Genomic DNA, 16754 nt, shown 5'->3' on the forward strand with positions numbered 1-16754 from the left:
CACCGCCTCATTCCATGACAAAGCCGGGTTTTTACCCGGCTTTGTTGTATCTGAAGGGCAGACTCAGTTACGCTCTGCGTAAATCCCCATTAAGAGAGTAATGCGTTGAAACGCTGGCCCGTTTTCCCCCGCTCCCTGCGGCAGCTCGTCATGATGGCCTTCCTGCTGATCCTGCTGCCGCTGCTGATCCTTGCCTGGCAGGCGTGGCAAAGCCTGAACGCGCTGAGCGCGCAGGCGGCTTTGACCAACCGCACAACGCTCATCGATGCCAGACGCAGTGAAGCGATGACCAACGCCGCGCTGGAGATGGAGCGTAGCTATCGTCAGTATTGCGTGCTTGACGATAGGACGCTGGAAAAGGTTTATCAGAGTCAGCGTAAACGCTACAGCGAAATGCTGGACGCTCATGCGGGGGTTTTGCCTGACGACAAGCTCTATCAGGCGTTACGTCAGGATTTGAACGATCTCGCGCAGCTGCAGTGCAGCAACAGCGGGCCGGATGCCGCCGCCGCCGCGCGCCTTGAAGCTTTTGCCAGCGCCAACACCGAGATGGTGCAGTCTACGCGCACGGTAATTTTCTCTCGCGGCCAGCAGCTCCAGCAGGAGATTGCCGAGCGCGGCCAGTTCTTCGGCTGGCAGGCGCTGGTGCTGTTCCTGGTGAGTCTTGGGCTGGTTCTGCTCTTTACCCGCATGATCATCGGCCCGGTGAAGGGCATTCAGCGTATGATCAACCGCCTGGGGGAGGGGAAATCGCTCGGGGATACGGTCGCCTTTAAAGGTCCCCGCGAGCTGCGATCAGTAGGTCAGCGCATTATCTGGCTGTCCGAGCGCCTGGCGTGGCTCGAATCTCAGCGCCATCAGTTTCTGCGCCATATCTCTCATGAGCTTAAAACGCCGCTGGCCAGCATGCGTGAAGGAACGGAGCTGCTGGCGGACGAAGTGGCCGGCCCCCTTACGCCAGAACAGAAAGAAATTGTCGAGATCCTGGATAACAGCAGCCGCAATCTGCAAAAGCTGATTGAGCAACTGCTGGACTACAACCGCAAGCTGGCAGACGGGGCGGTCGTACTGGAAAACGTTGAGATTGAGCCGCTGGTGGATATGGTGATCTCCGCCCACAGCTTGCCAGCAAGAGCTAAAATGATGCATACCGGCGTCGAGCTCAATGCGCCTGCGTGCCTGGCTGAGCCTATGCTGCTAATGAGCGTACTGGATAATCTTTACTCCAATGCGGTGCACTATGGTACTGAATCCGGTAACATTTATATCCGAAGTAATACGAATGGTTCACGGGTGTTTATTGACGTCGCAAACACCGGCACCCCGATCCCCGATGACGAAAAAACCATGATCTTCGAACCCTTTTTCCAGGGGAGTCATCAGCGGAAAGGCGCGGTTAAAGGAAGCGGTCTGGGCTTGAGCATCGCCCGGGACTGCATACGACGCATGCAGGGTGAGCTAAACATTGCCGCGGACGAACGTTCAGATGTTTGCTTCCGTATCGAACTGCCCCTGAGCCGGAAAAATCAATAAAATGAATCTATGTCTGGTGAGTATGTCACACGTCTTTTTCCGCGCCGTACGCGCGGTGTTTTCCAGCAAAACGCTTAGCCTGAGCCTGCCCTGTTTATTTCTGGCAGGGTGTGTTTCCCATGCGCCACAAAGTGCCATTAGCGATAAACAGGAAGATAAATGGCCCGATAACCAGCTGGCAGATTTTCTCTCAACCCGCTGTGAAGACATCTGGAACCTGTCAGGACATGACGTTGAAAGCAACCCGCTGTTCTGGCTGCGTGGAATAGATTGCGCCCAGCGTCTTGCGCCGGTAGACGCCCGCTCGAAGGCGGCGATGCTGGATGACGACACCTGGCAGGACGCTTTCAAGCGTGGGATTTTACTCGCAGATGCGAAAATCACTCCCGTTGAACGCCGCGTCAATGTGACCCGACTGGACACGTACGTGGTCAATCTTCCCGTGCAGGTACGTCCGGTATACCAGCTCTGGCGCGATGGGCAGACATTACAGCTTCAGCTGTCTGAAGAGCGCTCCCGCTACAGCAAGCTGCAGCAGTCAACCGACAGCGAGCTTGATACGCTGCGTCAACAGCAGCAACATTTACGTACGCAGCTGGATACCACGACGCGCAAGCTGGAAAACCTGACCGATATCGAAAGGCAGCTCTCGTCGCGTAAATATCAGCCGGGGAGTTCATCCGCGGCACCGGACAGCGATACGCCGAAACAAGAGGATGTGAAGCATGACGAGCCGTAAACCTGCCCATCTTTTACTGGTGGATGACGATCCCGGGCTGTTAAAGCTGCTGGGGATGCGTCTGGCGAGCGAAGGCTACAGCGTCGTGACCGCTGAAAGCGGGCTGGAGGGGCTGAAGATCCTCACCCGCGAGAAAATCGATCTGGTGATAAGCGACCTGCGGATGGACGAAATGGACGGCCTGCAGCTGTTTGCGGAGATCCAGAAGCAGCAGCCGGGTATGCCCGTGATTATCCTGACGGCGCACGGGTCGATTCCGGATGCGGTTGCCGCGACCCAGCAGGGGGTCTTCAGCTTCCTGACCAAGCCGGTGGACAAAGACGCGCTTTATAAAGCTATCGACAGCGCGCTGGAACATGCTGCCCCGGCGGGGGATGAAGCGTGGCGGGAGTCCATCGTCACCCGCAGCCCGATTATGCTGCGTCTGCTTGAACAGGCCCGGATGGTGGCGCAGTCCGACGTCAGCGTGCTCATCAACGGCCAGAGCGGAACCGGAAAAGAGATCCTGGCCCAGGCGATCCATAACGCCAGCCCGCGCAGTAAAAACGCCTTTATAGCCATTAACTGCGGCGCGCTTCCGGAACAGCTGCTCGAATCTGAACTGTTTGGTCACGCCCGCGGCGCATTCACCGGCGCGGTTAGCAGTCGGGAGGGGCTGTTCCAGGCCGCGGAAGGCGGCACGCTGTTCCTGGACGAGATTGGCGACATGCCCGCACCGCTGCAGGTTAAACTTCTCCGCGTGTTGCAGGAGCGAAAAGTTCGCCCGCTGGGCAGCAACCGCGATATCGATATTAACGTGCGCATTATTTCCGCCACCCACCGCGACTTGCCAAAAGTGATGGCGCGCAACGAGTTTCGCGAAGATCTCTACTACCGTCTGAACGTGGTGAATCTGAAGATCCCCGCGCTGGCGGAGCGTGCGGAAGACATTCCGCTGCTGGCGAACCATCTTTTGCGCCAGGCGGCCGATCGCCATAAACCGTTCGTGCGCGCGTTTTCCACCGATGCGATGAAGCGGCTGATGGCCGCAGGCTGGCCGGGTAACGTGCGCCAGCTGGTGAACGTGATTGAGCAGTGCGTGGCGCTGACCTCCTCACCGGTGATCAGCGATGCGCTGGTGGAGCAGGCGCTGGAAGGGGAAAACACGGCTCTGCCGACGTTTGCGGAAGCGCGGAATCAGTTCGAGCTGAACTATCTGCGCAAGCTATTGCAGATCACCAAAGGCAATGTGACCCACGCGGCGCGCATGGCCGGACGCAACCGCACCGAGTTCTACAAGCTGCTGTCGCGCCACGAGCTGGAAGCAAACGATTTTAAAGAGTAATGCCGTATGGTACTGTGAGCAATCGATTACGAGGCAGCTTACAGGCAAGAGTTTAAGGACCCACCATGAAAAAAATTGATGCGATTATTAAACCTTTCAAACTGGATGACGTGCGTGAAGCGCTGGCGGAAGTCGGCATCACCGGGATGACCGTGACGGAAGTGAAAGGTTTTGGTCGTCAGAAGGGCCACACCGAGCTTTACCGTGGCGCAGAGTACATGGTCGACTTTCTGCCGAAAGTAAAAATTGAAATCGTGGTCAGCGACGATATCGTCGATACCTGCGTGGATACCATTATCCGCACCGCGCAGACGGGCAAAATCGGCGACGGTAAAATCTTCGTCTTTGACGTGGCGCGCGTGATCCGTATCCGTACCGGTGAAGAAGACGACGCCGCGATTTAACATTGCCAACGGTTTTGTAGGCCGGGTAAGGTGCAACAACCCGGCGAAAAAAAGCCCCTCGAACGAGGGGCTTTTTCATTACAGCACCTTATGGGGCCCGAAACATTCGTAGTGAATATTGTCTTTGTTCACACCCAGCTCCACCAGCTGCTTCGCGGCATACTGCATAAACGCCACTGGCCCGCAGACGTAGAACTGCATGTCCGGCGCGCTAAACGCCCCTTCCATCAGGCTTAAATTCATCAGACCTTCGCTGTCAAACCGCGCGGCCGCGCGGTCTGCATCCGTCGGCAGGCGATACCATGTGTGCGCGGTAAAGCGCGGCAGGGACGCCCCGAGCGTTTTCACTTCATCCGCAAAGGCGTGCACGTCGCCGTTTTCCGCAGCGTGGAACCAGTTGACCTGCGCACCGTGGTTGGCTTTCGCCAGCGTATCGAGCATCGCCAGCATTGGCGTTTGGCCGACGCCCGCAGAGATCAGCGTAACCGGGGTATTCGCTTCAACCGCCATGAAGAAATCACCCGCCGGCGCGGCCAGATGGACCACGTCGCCCACGTTAGCTTCGTTGTGGAGCCAGTTGGAGACCTGACCGCCGTCCTCACGCTTCACCGCAATGCGGAAGCCTTTACCGTTTGGCTTGCGGGTAAGAGAATACTGGCGGATCTCCTGATGCGGGAAACCTTCAGGCTTCAGCCACACGCCCAGATACTGGCCTGGCTGGTAATCGGCAACCGGCTGTCCGTCCACCGGCTCAAATTCAAAGCTGGTAATCAATGCGCTGCGCGGGTTTTTCGCGACGATGCGGAAGGCGCGCGTGCCTTCCCAGCCGCCGTTCTTGCTGGCGTTTTCGCTGTAGATCTGTGCTTCACGGTTGATAAACACGTTTGCCAGCACGCCGTAGGCTTTACCCCACGCGTCCAGCACCTCCTGGCCCGGGCTGAACATTTCGTCCAGCGTGGCCAGCAGATGGCCACCCACAATGTTGTACTGCTCGGGTTGGATCTGGAAGCTGGTATGTTTCTGAGCGATTTTTTCCACCGCGGGCAGCAGCGCAGCCAGGTTTTCAATATTGCTGGCATAGGCCGCGATGGCGTTGAACAGCGCTTCGCGCTGATCGCCGTTACGCTGGTTGCTCATGTTGAAAATTTCTTTGAGCTCCGGGTTATGCGTGAACATGCGATCGTAGAAATGGGCGGTGAGTTTAGGGCCGGTTTCCACCAGCAGGGGAATGGTGGCTTTAACGGTAGCGATGGTTTGGGCGTCGAGCATGAGCGCATCCTTCTGATGTGACTTTAATGATGTATTTTAAATGCATCTTATAAAAAATACCCCTGCGTTGTAAATGGTTCTTTGCAAGATGAAAAATATGCATCACAAACCTGAAAAGAAATCCGCTGGAAATGACGAGAGCTTTATTCCTCAAACCCTTGCGTGGCGCGTAGGAAAACGTTTGCGTAAAATCGTTTGTCAAGACCTGTTATCACAGAACTAATCAGTTATACTGTTGCCCGTCGTCCAACAGGACTGCCTTTTCAGGCCAAAATTTACTTGTTAGCTGAGTCAGGAGATGCGGATGTTAAAGCGTGAAATGAACATTGCCGATTATGATGCCGAACTGTGGCAGGCTATGGAGCAGGAAAAAGTACGTCAGGAAGAGCACATCGAACTGATCGCCTCCGAAAACTACACCAGCCCGCGCGTCATGCAGGCGCAGGGTTCTCAGCTGACTAACAAATATGCTGAAGGTTACCCGGGCAAACGCTACTACGGCGGTTGCGAGTACGTTGATATCGTTGAGCAGCTGGCTATCGACCGTGCGAAAGAACTCTTTGGCGCTGACTACGCAAACGTGCAGCCGCACTCTGGCTCTCAGGCTAACTTCGCGGTCTACACCGCGCTGCTGCAGCCGGGCGATACCGTTCTGGGTATGAACCTGGCGCAGGGCGGCCACCTGACTCACGGCTCCCCGGTTAACTTTTCCGGCAAACTGTACAACATCATCCCTTACGGTATTGATGAGTCCGGTAAAATTGACTACGAAGACATGGCGAAGCAGGCTAAAGAGCACAAACCGAAGATGATCATCGGTGGCTTCTCCGCTTACTCCGGTATCGTTGACTGGGCAAAAATGCGTGAAATCGCGGACAGCATCGGTGCTTACCTGTTCGTCGACATGGCGCACGTTGCGGGCCTGATTGCCGCTGGCGTTTACCCGAACCCGGTTCCACACGCTCACGTTGTGACCACCACCACCCACAAAACCCTGGCGGGTCCACGCGGTGGCCTGATCCTGGCGAAAGGCGGTGACGAAGAGCTGTACAAAAAACTGAACTCCGCCGTATTCCCAAGCGCGCAGGGCGGCCCGCTGATGCACGTTATCGCGGCTAAAGCGGTAGCGCTGAAAGAAGCGATGGAGCCAGAGTTCAAGGTTTATCAGCAGCAGGTTGCTAAGAATGCCAAAGCGATGGTGGAAGTGTTCCTGAATCGTGGCTACAAAGTGGTATCCGGCGGTACTGAAAACCACCTGTTCCTGCTGGATCTGGTTGATAAGAACCTGACCGGTAAAGAAGCTGACGCAGCCCTGGGCCGCGCCAACATCACCGTGAACAAAAACAGCGTGCCAAACGATCCGAAGAGCCCGTTCGTGACCTCCGGTATCCGTATCGGTTCTCCGGCCGTAACTCGCCGCGGCTTTAAAGAAGCGGAAGTGAAAGAGCTGGCTGGCTGGATGTGTGACGTTCTGGACAACATCAATGACGAAGCGGTAATCGAGCGCGTCAAAGGTAAAGTTCTGGATATCTGCGCACGCTTCCCGGTATACGCATAATTCCTCTGCCTGGCAGAAATAAAAAAGGCCGCGCTTGCGGCCTTTTTTTATGGCTTAACGCCGGTCGAGGGAAATGGCTCCAGGTCCGACAATCGCCAGCAAAATAAAGGCGCCAGCAATACTGACGTTCTTATAGAAGTTAATCATATTCGGCACGACCGCATCACCGGTCATATCCCAGTAGTGGTGACCGATAATCGCCGTGCCCAGCGTATAGAATACAAACAGTACCGCGAGAGGGCGGGTGAAAAAGCCCAGGACGATCAGGATAGCGGCAGGCACTTCCATCACCACCGCAATAATGGCCGCCAGCATGGGCATCGGCGTACCCAGCGAGGTCATATATTGTACGGTGCCGCTAAACCCCGTCAGTTTTGGATAACCAAAGATAATAAACAGCACGACAAGCGCGATGCGGCCAATCAGCAGCAGCAGGTGACGTGACTGACCGAAATCGAAATAACGTAGAGTGTTCATGGCTGGCTCATTTTTCAGGGGACCCAATCTAAAATTAATACACAAATCCAGAGTCTTCCATTCAGCTTTTCTTCATAAATCAGGCGTTCGCGTGATGTTAAATTCAGACTTCGTGTAAAATTGTCTTTTTTCTTTGGCAAGGGAAATTTATGCAGTGCATATCATGTCAGCAAGAAGAGGCAAATAAAGAATCCGGGCTGTGCAATCAGTGTGAGCGTGCAGACGAAAAGAAAATTAACGGGCTGCTTTATCTCCCGGCGGCGGGCCTGGTGATTAACCTCATCATGACGCCCATTGGGGCATGGAATTACTTTGCGGCGGTGTTCCACTTTTTCCAGTCAGGGGGAATTAACCTGTTTGGGGCCGTGGGTATCGCTGTAATGATAATTGATGTGGCACTGACCGCGGCCGCAGGCTGGTATTTCTTTAAAAGAAAGTCGGGTATCCGTAAGGTCATCATTCCCTACTATTTAATGGGCGTTGTTTTTATGCTCTATTTTGTGGGCATACCTGCCTGGCTCTTCGACGCAAGGCTGGATACGGCTGATATTCGCAATGCGCTTTCCTCCATTGTTGGCGCATTGATCTGGATCCCCTACTTCCTGGTTTCCAAACGCATTAATCAGGTCTTTGTACGCTAGACGTTTCGCAGGGCCGCTATGGCCCTGTAAAATGTGCGTGTTATTCACTTGTTAATAGTTGCTTGCGCAGGCTTTGATTTAACGCCAGACTATGGCCTCGATTTCGGGAGGGATTCATGGTCTTGCATTCCACGCGCTGGCTGGCGCTCAGTTATTTCACCTATTTCTTTAGCTACGGTATTTTTCTGCCTTTCTGGAGCGTCTGGCTCAAGGGTATCGGCCTGACTCCTGAGACCATCGGTGTCCTGCTGGGGGCAGGGCTGGTGGCGCGTTTCCTCGGCAGCCTGCTGATTGCCCCGCGCGTCAGCGATCCCTCCTTGCTGATCAAGGCCGTGCGCATTCTTGCTCTGCTGACGCTAGTCTTCGTTGCCTGCTTCTGGGTCAGCCACCAGTTTGCCTGGCTGATGGTAGTGATGGTCGGCTTTAACCTGTTCTTCTCACCGCTGGTACCGCTGACGGATGCCCTGGCGAACACCTGGCAAAAGCAGATCACCATGGACTATGGCCGCGTGCGCCTGTGGGGCTCTATTGCCTTTGTGATTGGCTCCGCGCTGGTGGGCAAACTGGTGAGCCTTTACGATTACCGCGCCATTCTCGCCCTGCTGAGTATCGGTATTGCCTCAATGCTGCTGGGCATGCTGCTGCGTCCGTCGGTGATGCCGAAAGGGGAAAGCCGCCATCAGGAGAGCGCAGGCTGGCCCGCCTGGCGGAGCCTGGTGGCCCAGAGCTGGCGTTTTCTGGCCTGTGTCTGTCTGCTTCAGGGAGCGCATGCCGCGTACTATGGGTTCAGCGCCATCTACTGGCAGGGGGCGGGTTACTCAGCTTCCGCAGTGGGCTATCTTTGGTCGCTGGGGGTAGTGGCCGAAGTCATTATCTTCGCCCTGAGCAAGAAGCTGTTCCGTCGCTTTGGCGCGCGAGACCTGCTGCTGCTTTCCGCCGTGTGCGGCGTGGCGCGCTGGGGCATTATGGGCTGGACGACCGACCTGCCGTGGCTGATAGTGGCGCAAATTCTTCACTGTGGCACCTTTACCGTGTGTCATCTGGCGGCGATGCGCTATATCGCAGCGCGCGAGGGCGGAGACGTAATTCGCCTGCAGGCCGTCTATTCGGCGGTCGCAATGGGGGGAAGTATCGCGATCATGACGGTCTTTGCGGGGTTCCTCTACCAGCATCTGGGGCATGGCGTCTTCTGGGTGATGGCGCTGGTCGCCTTACCCGCCATCGTTGTTCGCCCTAAAGTGGCCGCTCGCGCGTCGCTATGATTCCAGCATGGCGCGAATATGTTCTTGCTGCTGCGCGTTCAATGTCTCAACGGCATGAATCAGCGGCGGCGAGAACAGCGGCAGGACGGTAGGGTAGGGGGTGATAACCAGAGCGGCCTCGCGCGGTGCCCCCTCTTTCTGGAAGGCCTGCAGCGTCAGATAGCGAATGTTGAGCGGCAGCAGCGTCAGCTCGCGAAGCTGCTGTTCAATCAGATCCTCGCTGGCTTTATCGTCTCCCGTAAGCAGGATCACCTGTTTTTCGTGCAGATCGGTCTCCTGCATCAGCCAGGCGCCGAAAATCACCGCGACAAGACTCATCTCTTCATCTGAAAAACGCAGCCCAAACTCCGCTTCCAGCTCAAACAGCGCTTCCTTTGTGGTGCGTAACAGCCGGGGATAGAGGCGATGGATCTCCTCAGGCAGGCTATTGTCGATGCCGATCTCAAACAGCGAGCGGTCCAGCGCCTGAGCAAGATGGATATACAGCTGATCGGTCAGCCCTTGTTCATCGCTGAAGTTCATCCCGGTCTGCGAGCGAAAACGGGCGACCATGCGCACGATGGCCCGACGCAGGCGCTGATCCTGCTGGTGTTTATCGAGCACCGGATCGGGCGTGCGGAGCATCATAAACAGCAGTGCCAGAAACAGCTGTTCATCCCCGTGCGCGCCCTGCGGCACGCGACGTCTCCAGTGACGCACGATCTCCTGGGCCGTAAAATATTCCCCTCTCGACTGGGTCCAGCTGCGCTGAACGTGAGAAAACTGCGGCGTATTCCCGAGCTGGTGCTGAATAAGACAGTATTGCAGATAGAGCTGTAAAAACTGGACGTCGCGGCATTCAAACTGGCGCTGCAGCTTGCGGGAGCAGAAGCCGATCAGCGCCCGCAGGTTCGCATCATCGTAAAGCGGCCGCGCAATACCGTGTTGTTTAAGCGCGGTTTTTAATGCGGGGGTAAACTGGTGCGAGACAAACTGCGGGCAAAGCCGCAGCGCCCGGCGCAGCCAGTGCAGCAGGCATAAACGCTGATTCAGGGCTGTGCCTTCAATCCGGTAGCTGCCGTCGTGGTGCGTAACGATGTCCAGCCGGTGATAGCGCTGGATTTCATCGCGCGTCTCGGCTATATCTTGCCGTGCCATCGCGTCGTCCACCCCGTTGGCAGCAGTTATGCTCTGTGCGGTGACGGCAGCATCGGGCAGGTAAAGCATCAAAAGCACCTGGCAGCGGCGCTGCGAACTGGAAAGCACAGATGGAATTTCAAGCGTCGTCATCATCTGTCGGGTATCCAGTGTGAATGTTTGATAAGAATAGCTAAAGGATGAGCGCTGAAAAGCGCGCCGGCAGGCCTTTCACTCAGGATTGCTGGGGAACATCACAGAATTTTTGACGTGAGGAATTGATGCAAACAGTTAAACAAAGTGCGATGGCGTTATTTTTGGCGGTTATCAGCTTCACCGCCAGCGCACACCCTCACAGTTTTATTGACCTCCAGACCGAGCTGGTTACCGACGGCACGCAGCTGAGCGGCCTGAAGATGCGCTGGACGATGGATGAAATCACCTCGGCCGATCTGCTCTATGATGCGGGAAACGCGAAGCCCGGCGATGAAATCTGGAAAAAGCTGGCGGCGGAAGTGATGGCCAACGTGCTCGGCCAGCACTACTTCACGGAATTCTGGCACAACGGGCAGAAGGTCAAATTTCTGAACCGGCCAACGGAATACGGTATGACGCGTGACGGGCATCAGGCGGTGCTGACGTTTGTGCTTCCGCTGGCGCATCCGCAGCCGCTGGCGGGGCAAACGTACCGCTTTTCTACCTTTGATCCTACCTACTATGTCGACATGCGCTATGACAAAGACGGCGACGTACGGCTGCCGGACGCTCTGCAAAAAAACTGCAAAATTGGCGTGCACACCCCGAAACCCAGCGAAGAGACGCTGAACTTTGCGGTCTCGCTTGATAAAGAAGATGCACCCCCTGAGGACATGGAGTTGGGTAAACAGTTCGCGCAGGAGGTGACGTTACAATGTCAGTGATCTCTTCTCCGGTTCGGAAACCGCGCCGCTGGCTGCACCTCTGGCCGCTGGCGCTCTTTCTCCTGCTAGCCGTTTGCGGTTCGCTCTGGCTATGGCAGGCCTGGCCGCAGGTCATGATGAAAAGCATCGTCTGGCAGCGTGAGGTCAACCAGCAGATGAGCGGTCTGCTGAAGGCGGTGGCGGAGAACCCGACCAAAGCGGGCGGATCCCTGCTGGCGTTCAGCTTTATCTATGGCGTTCTGCACGCGCTGGGGCCGGGGCACGGAAAAATCGTGATAACGACCTGGCTCGCCACCCATCCGTCGAAGCTGAAATCGAGTATCGGGCTGACGCTGGCCTCCTCGCTGCTTCAGGGCGGCGTGGCGATTGCGCTCGTCGTGGTCGTGCTTTCGCTGCTGCAGCTTCCCGCGCGCCAGCTGCACATGAGCAGTTTCTGGCTGGAAAAGGGGAGTTACGCGCTGGTGGGCGTGCTGGGGCTGATCCTCTGCTGGCGGGCGCTGAAAAAGCTGCGCGTGCTGCTGCAAAAACCGAAATTCAAAACCTTTACGCCGCATCATGTTCATGATGAAAACTGCGGCTGCGGGCATCAGCATTTGCCCACGCAGGAACAGTTGCAGAGCGGTGACGACTGGCGCGCGCGGCTGATGATTGTTCTCTCGATGGGCATGCGCCCGTGCTCGGGGGCCATCATGGTGCTGCTGTTCAGTAAGGTGATTGGCGTGTTTGGCTGGGGAATGCTTTCCGCGCTGGCGATGGCGGCAGGGACGTCTCTCACCATTTCGTCTTTAGCGCTGCTGGTTCACAGCTTCCGTCAGCTTGCGGTCAGACTCAGCGGCAATAAAACGCCGGTGCTGTGGCGGCAGGTAGGGTGGACAACGCTTGCGCTGGCGGGCGGGATGATTCTGCTGGTGGCGGCGGTGACGATGTGGATGAGCGCCGTGCCGGTGGGAAGGGGATTGCGGCCTTTCTAGCGTACTGAGGGATTTTGTAGGCCCGGTAAGCGTAGCGCCACCGGGCTTAACTAACTGGATTAACGCTTCAGCGCATCGCTCAGTTCATCACGCATGTTGGCCAGCATGGCTTTCACAACGCGTGGGTTACCCGCAACGACGTTGCCGGTAGACATATAGTTATGGCCGCCGGTGAAATCACACACGATGGCGCCTGCTTCACGTGCGATCAGCTCGCCCGCAGCAAAGTCCCACGGCTTCAGTGACAGCTCGAAGTAACCGTCAACGCGGCCTGTTGCTACATAAGCCAGATCCAACGCGGCAGAACCGGTGCGGCGGAAGTCAGCGCATTCGGTAAACAGTTTGCCCAGGATATTCATATAGGTGGTCGCGTGCTGTTTCGCCTTGAACGGGAAACCGGTCGCCAGGATGGTGCCGTCCAGATCGCGTGCGTTGCTGCAGCGCAGACGGTAGCCGTTCAGCTGTGCGCCCTGACCGCGGGTAGCGGTGAACAGTTCATTACGCATTGGATCGTAAACAACGGCGACTTCAGTACGGCCTTTAATGCGTACTGCGATAGACACAGAGAAGTGTGGCAGGCGTTTAACAAAGTTGGTGGTGCCATCCAGTGGATCGATAACCCATTGAACATCCTGATCGGTACCTTCATGTTCACCGCTTTCTTCGGTGATGATGGTGTGCTGCGGGTAAGATTTGCGGATCGTTTCGATAATAATCGCTTCTGCGGCTTTATCGACGTTAGTCACGAAATCATTGCTGCCTTTCTGGCTGGTTTCTACGGAGTCTGGCGTTTCGTAGTGTTTGGCAATTACATTACCCGCCTTGCGCGCTGCGCGCACGGCGATGGTCAGCATCGGATGCATCGGTCTCTCTCACTGGATGTTAAAGAACAGGAAAATCGGCGCAGAGTATAGCAGTGGGATCGGATTATGTCTCCCGTTTATGATAATATGCCGGAATATTCTTCAGACGCTGAATTCAGACATTAAAAATTATGCTGCAAAACATTCGAATCGTGCTGGTCGAAACATCGCACACCGGCAACATGGGCTCCGTTGCCCGCGCTATGAAAACCATGGGCTTAACGAACCTGTGGCTGGTTAATCCGCTGGTGAAACCTGACTCGCAGGCTATTGCCCTGGCGGCCGGTGCCAGCGACGTGATCGGCAACGCCCAGATCGTCGATACCCTTGACGAAGCGCTGGCCGGCTGCAGCCTTGTTGTTGGTACCAGCGCGCGTTCACGCACGCTGCCGTGGCCGATGCTGGACCCGCGCGAATGCGGCCTGAAAAGCGTCTCAGAAGCGGAGCAGGCACCGGTTGCGCTGGTGTTTGGCCGCGAGCGCGTTGGCCTGACCAACGACGAGCTGCAGAAGTGCCACTATCACGTCGCCATCGCGGCGAACCCGGAATACAGCTCGCTGAACCTGGCGATGGCGGTGCAGGTTATCGCCTATGAGGTGCGTATGGCGTGGCTGGCGACGCAGGAGAAACCTGTCGAACAGAAAGAAGAGACGGCCTACCCGCTGGTGGACGACCTTGAGCGCTTCTACGGTCATCTGGAGCAGACGCTGCTCTCAACCGGCTTTATTCGTGAAGGTCACCCGGGCCAGGTGATGAACAAGCTGCGCCGCATGTTTACCCGCGCGCGCCCGGAAAGCCAGGAGCTGAACATCCTGCGCGGGATTCTGGCGTCGATTGAGCAGAAGAATAAAGAGTAGTGTCGATTTCCCCCTCTCCCCGCGGGAAAGGGCTAGGGTGAGGGCATCAGGCCGCACCTGGGTTATGAAGGCACGGAACGTTAAATACCTGACTAAAACAGTCAAGTAAATAGTTGACCATTTTAGTCAGGAATGTCAGACTTGGCCCTGCTATGCAATACCCCCATTTTACAATAAAAAACCCCGGGCAGGGGCGAGTTTGAGGTTAAGTAAGACATGAGACTGACATCTAAAGGGCGTTATGCCGTGACCGCGATGCTGGACGTTGCGCTCAACTCCGAAGCGGGCCCGGTTCCGTTGGCTGATATTTCTGAACGACAAGGGATCTCCCTCTCTTACCTGGAACAGCTGTTCTCCAGACTGCGTAAAAATGGACTGGTTTCCAGCGTTCGTGGCCCAGGCGGCGGTTATCTGCTGGGTAAAGACGCGGGCAGTATTGCAGTTGGTGAAGTGATTAGCGCAGTTGACGAATCCGTTGACGCGACCCGTTGCCAGGGTAAAGGCGGCTGCCAGGGCGGCGATAAATGCCTGACCCACGCGCTGTGGCGCGATCTGAGCGACCGTCTCACCGGCTTCCTGAACAACATCACCCTGGGTGAACTGGTCAATAACCAGGAAGTTCTGGATGTCTCTGGTCGTCAGCACGGTCAGGATTCCCAACGCAGCACCCGCGCGCAGGACGCTATCGACGTCAAACTGCGCGCGTAATAAAACGATAAAGATTTCAGAATCAGGCCGGGGCGGTCACGCCCCGCGTACTCGGTCGTACATCCAGCCGGTTGCCTGATTCCTTGCATTGAAGCGATGTACGGAGTTTAAAGAGCAATGAAATTACCGATTTATCTCGATTACTCCGCAACCACGCCGGTGGACCCGCGTGTTGCCGAGAAAATGATGCAGTGTCTGACCCTGGACGGAAACTTTGGTAACCCAGCTTCCCGTTCACACCGTTTTGGCTGGCATGCTGAAGAGGCGGTTGATATCGCCCGTAATCAGATTGCCGACCTGGTGGGTGCCGACCCGCGTGAGATTGTATTCACCTCCGGTGCGACCGAATCCGACAACCTGGCGATCAAAGGTGCAGCCAACTTTTATCAGAAAAAAGGCAAACACATCATCACCAGCAAAACCGAACACAAAGCCGTGCTGGATACCTGCCGCCAGCTGGAGCGTGAAGGGTACGAAGTGACTTACCTGGCGCCGCAGAGCAACGGGATCATCGACCTCAAAGAGCTCGAAGCGGCCATGCGTGATGACACCATTCTGGTTTCCATCATGCACGTTAACAACGAAATCGGCGTCGTTCAGGACATCGCAACCATCGGCGAAATGTGCCGCGCGCGCGGTATCATCTATCACGTTGACGCGACCCAGAGCGTGGGCAAACTGCCTATCGATCTGAGCCAGCTGAAAGTGGACCTGATGTCCTTCTCCGGCCACAAAATTTATGGCCCGAAAGGGATCGGCGCGCTGTACGTTCGTCGTAAACCGCGTATCCGCATCGAAGCACAGATGCACGGCGGCGGTCACGAGCGCGGCATGCGTTCCGGCACGCTGCCTGTTCACCAGATCGTGGGCATGGGCGAAGCGTACCGCATTGCGAAAGAAGAGATGGAAACCGAGATGGCACGCCTGCGCACGCTGCGTAACCGTCTGTGGGACGGCGTGAAAGATATGGAAGAAGTGTATCTGAACGGCGATCTCGAGCAGGGCGCACCGAACATCCTCAACGTCAGCTTCAACTATGTTGAAGGCGAATCGCTGATCATGGCGCTGAAAGACCTGGCCGTTTCTTCCGGTTCTGCCTGTACGTCTGCAAGCCTGGAGCCATCCTACGTGCTGCGCGCGCTGGGCATGACCGACGAGCTGGCACACAGCTCTATCCGTTTCTCTTTAGGTCGTTTCACTACCGAAGAAGAGATTGACTACACCATCAAGCTGGTTCGCAACTCCATCGGCCGTCTGCGCGACCTTTCTCCACTGTGGGAAATGTTCAAGCAGGGCGTGGATCTGAACAGCATTGAATGGTCACATCACTAATCGGTACATAAGGAGAATTCAATCATGGCATACAGCGAAAAAGTCATCGATCATTACGAGAACCCGCGCAACGTTGGCTCATTTGACAACAGCGACGAATCTGTCGGTAGCGGCATGGTTGGCGCACCGGCGTGTGGCGACGTGATGAAGTTGCAGATTAAAGTCAACAATGAAGGTATCATTGAAGACGCGCGCTTCAAGACCTACGGCTGCGGTTCTGCTATCGCGTCCAGCTCCCTGGTCACCGAATGGGTGAAGGGCAAGTCTCTGGACGAAGCACAGGCAATCAAGAACACCGATATTGCTGAAGAACTCGAACTGCCACCGGTGAAAATTCACTGTTCAATTCTGGCAGAAGACGCGATCAAAGCCGCCATTGCGGACTATAAAAGCAAACGTGAAGCAAAATAATTGAGGTTTGAGTATGTCGATTACCCTTAGCGACAGCGCTGCCGCGCGAGTAAGCTCTTTTCTGGCGAACCGTGGTAAAGGCTTTGGCCTGCGACTGGGCGTACGTACCTCCGGCTGTTCTGGTATGGCTTACGTACTGGAGTTTGTTGACGAGCCGGCGTCTGATGACACCGTGTTTGAAGACAAGGGCGTGAAGGTGGTGGTCGATGGCAAAAGCCTGCAATTCCTCAACGGCACTCAGCTGGACTTCGTTAAAGAAGGCCTGAACGAAGGGTTCAAATTCACGAACCCGAACGTCAAAGACGAGTGTGGTTGCGGCGAAAGCTTCCACGTTTAACCGCGCGTCATCCGAAACCCCACCGTGGCGTT

The 16754-nt window shown here is 56.1% G+C and carries 18 protein-coding genes; 14 read left to right on the top strand and 4 right to left on the bottom strand.

The features are described 5' to 3' along the window. Positions 1–105 precede the first annotated feature (105 nt). The 4 genes from qseE (at position 106) to glnB (ending at position 4000) form a co-directional block, all read left to right on the top strand. Positions 106–1533: a two component system sensor histidine kinase QseE/GlrK gene (qseE, locus tag BJ885_RS09565; protein ID WP_121931813.1), complete on the top strand. Its 1428-nt coding sequence runs from the start codon at positions 106–108 to the stop codon at positions 1531–1533. Between the two features lies 1 nt (position 1534). After that, positions 1535–2272, top strand: coding sequence for a two-component system QseEF-associated lipoprotein QseG (qseG, locus tag BJ885_RS09570; RefSeq protein WP_029741143.1), 738 nt, complete (start codon positions 1535–1537; stop codon positions 2270–2272). After that, positions 2259–3596, top strand: a complete 1338-nt coding sequence (gene glrR / locus BJ885_RS09575; RefSeq protein ID WP_121931814.1) for a two-component system response regulator GlrR — start codon at positions 2259–2261, stop codon at positions 3594–3596. Before qseG ends, glrR begins: the two co-directional genes overlap by 14 nt. Before the next feature lie 65 nt (positions 3597–3661). Further along, a complete protein-coding gene (gene glnB, locus BJ885_RS09580) occupies positions 3662–4000 on the top strand; it encodes a nitrogen regulatory protein P-II (RefSeq protein ID WP_003860685.1) in 339 nt (112 codons plus the stop codon). Positions 4001–4078: 78 nt separating this feature from the next. Here glnB and hmpA read toward each other — a convergent pair whose 3' ends face one another. After that, positions 4079–5269 carry an NO-inducible flavohemoprotein gene (gene hmpA / locus BJ885_RS09585; RefSeq protein WP_121931815.1) on the bottom strand — a complete coding sequence of 397 codons (1191 nt, stop codon included), beginning with the start codon at positions 5267–5269 and terminating at the stop codon, positions 4079–4081. A gap of 304 nt (positions 5270–5573) precedes the next feature. On the opposite strand from hmpA, the gene glyA reads away from it, so the two are divergent. Continuing rightward, positions 5574–6827, top strand: coding sequence for a serine hydroxymethyltransferase (glyA, locus tag BJ885_RS09590; RefSeq protein ID WP_008502165.1), 1254 nt, complete (start codon positions 5574–5576; stop codon positions 6825–6827). Positions 6828–6881: 54 nt separating this feature from the next. Here glyA and BJ885_RS09595 read toward each other — a convergent pair whose 3' ends face one another. Next, positions 6882–7304 (bottom strand): DoxX family protein, encoded by a 423-nt coding sequence (locus BJ885_RS09595; protein WP_047647053.1) that lies wholly within the window; start codon positions 7302–7304, stop codon positions 6882–6884. Positions 7305–7453: 149 nt separating this feature from the next. On the opposite strand from BJ885_RS09595, the gene BJ885_RS09600 reads away from it, so the two are divergent. Together BJ885_RS09600 and BJ885_RS09605 are read left to right on the top strand one after the other, a co-directional pair. Beyond that, positions 7454–7945, top strand: coding sequence for a DUF2569 domain-containing protein (locus BJ885_RS09600; protein ID WP_121931816.1), 492 nt, complete (start codon positions 7454–7456; stop codon positions 7943–7945). Positions 7946–8061: 116 nt separating this feature from the next. Next, positions 8062–9207, top strand: a complete 1146-nt coding sequence (locus tag BJ885_RS09605; RefSeq protein ID WP_029741148.1) for a 3-phenylpropionate MFS transporter — start codon at positions 8062–8064, stop codon at positions 9205–9207. On the opposite strand, the gene csiE is transcribed toward BJ885_RS09605, so the two are convergent. Continuing rightward, positions 9202–10479, bottom strand: a complete 1278-nt coding sequence (csiE, locus tag BJ885_RS09610; protein ID WP_121931817.1) for a stationary phase inducible protein CsiE — start codon at positions 10477–10479, stop codon at positions 9202–9204. The two genes, BJ885_RS09605 and csiE, sit on opposite strands and share 6 nt — an antisense overlap. A 125-nt stretch (positions 10480–10604) precedes the next feature. Between csiE and BJ885_RS09615 the strand changes: the two genes are divergently transcribed. Then, the gene (locus tag BJ885_RS09615) at positions 10605–11243 is read left to right on the top strand and encodes a DUF1007 family protein (protein WP_121931818.1); all 639 of its coding nucleotides are present in this window, start codon (positions 10605–10607) and stop codon (positions 11241–11243) included. Continuing rightward, positions 11234–12214 carry a nickel/cobalt transporter gene (locus BJ885_RS09620; protein ID WP_121931819.1) on the top strand — a complete coding sequence of 327 codons (981 nt, stop codon included), beginning with the start codon at positions 11234–11236 and terminating at the stop codon, positions 12212–12214. The genes BJ885_RS09615 and BJ885_RS09620 overlap by 10 nt, the downstream gene beginning before the upstream one ends. Before the next feature lie 59 nt (positions 12215–12273). On the opposite strand, the gene suhB is transcribed toward BJ885_RS09620, so the two are convergent. Beyond that, positions 12274–13077 (bottom strand): inositol-1-monophosphatase, encoded by an 804-nt coding sequence (suhB, locus tag BJ885_RS09625; protein WP_023308828.1) that lies wholly within the window; start codon positions 13075–13077, stop codon positions 12274–12276. Between the two features lie 131 nt (positions 13078–13208). Here suhB and trmJ point away from each other — a divergent pair, with 131 nt between their 5' ends. The 5 genes from trmJ (at position 13209) to iscA (ending at position 16722) form a co-directional block, all read left to right on the top strand. After that, positions 13209–13934 (top strand): tRNA (cytosine(32)/uridine(32)-2'-O)-methyltransferase TrmJ, encoded by a 726-nt coding sequence (gene trmJ / locus BJ885_RS09630; protein WP_029741152.1) that lies wholly within the window; start codon positions 13209–13211, stop codon positions 13932–13934. Between the two features lie 216 nt (positions 13935–14150). Further along, positions 14151–14642, top strand: a complete 492-nt coding sequence (iscR, locus tag BJ885_RS09635; RefSeq protein WP_023308826.1) for a Fe-S cluster assembly transcriptional regulator IscR — start codon at positions 14151–14153, stop codon at positions 14640–14642. A 117-nt stretch (positions 14643–14759) separates the two neighbouring features. Further along, positions 14760–15974: a cysteine desulfurase gene (iscS, locus tag BJ885_RS09640; RefSeq protein ID WP_008502157.1), complete on the top strand. Its 1215-nt coding sequence runs from the start codon at positions 14760–14762 to the stop codon at positions 15972–15974. 24 nt (positions 15975–15998) lie between these two features. Further along, complete coding sequence (gene iscU, locus BJ885_RS09645; RefSeq protein WP_003860661.1) at positions 15999–16385, top strand: Fe-S cluster assembly scaffold IscU; 387 nt, start codon at positions 15999–16001, stop codon at positions 16383–16385. Between the two features lie 13 nt (positions 16386–16398). Then, a complete protein-coding gene (iscA, locus tag BJ885_RS09650) occupies positions 16399–16722 on the top strand; it encodes an iron-sulfur cluster assembly protein IscA (protein WP_003860659.1) in 324 nt (107 codons plus the stop codon). The last annotated feature ends 32 nt before the right edge of the window (positions 16723–16754 follow it).

The sequence above is a fragment of the Enterobacter sp. WP_7_1 genome (assembly GCF_003688535.1).
Classification (GTDB): Bacteria; Pseudomonadota; Gammaproteobacteria; order Enterobacterales; family Enterobacteriaceae; genus Enterobacter; species Enterobacter asburiae.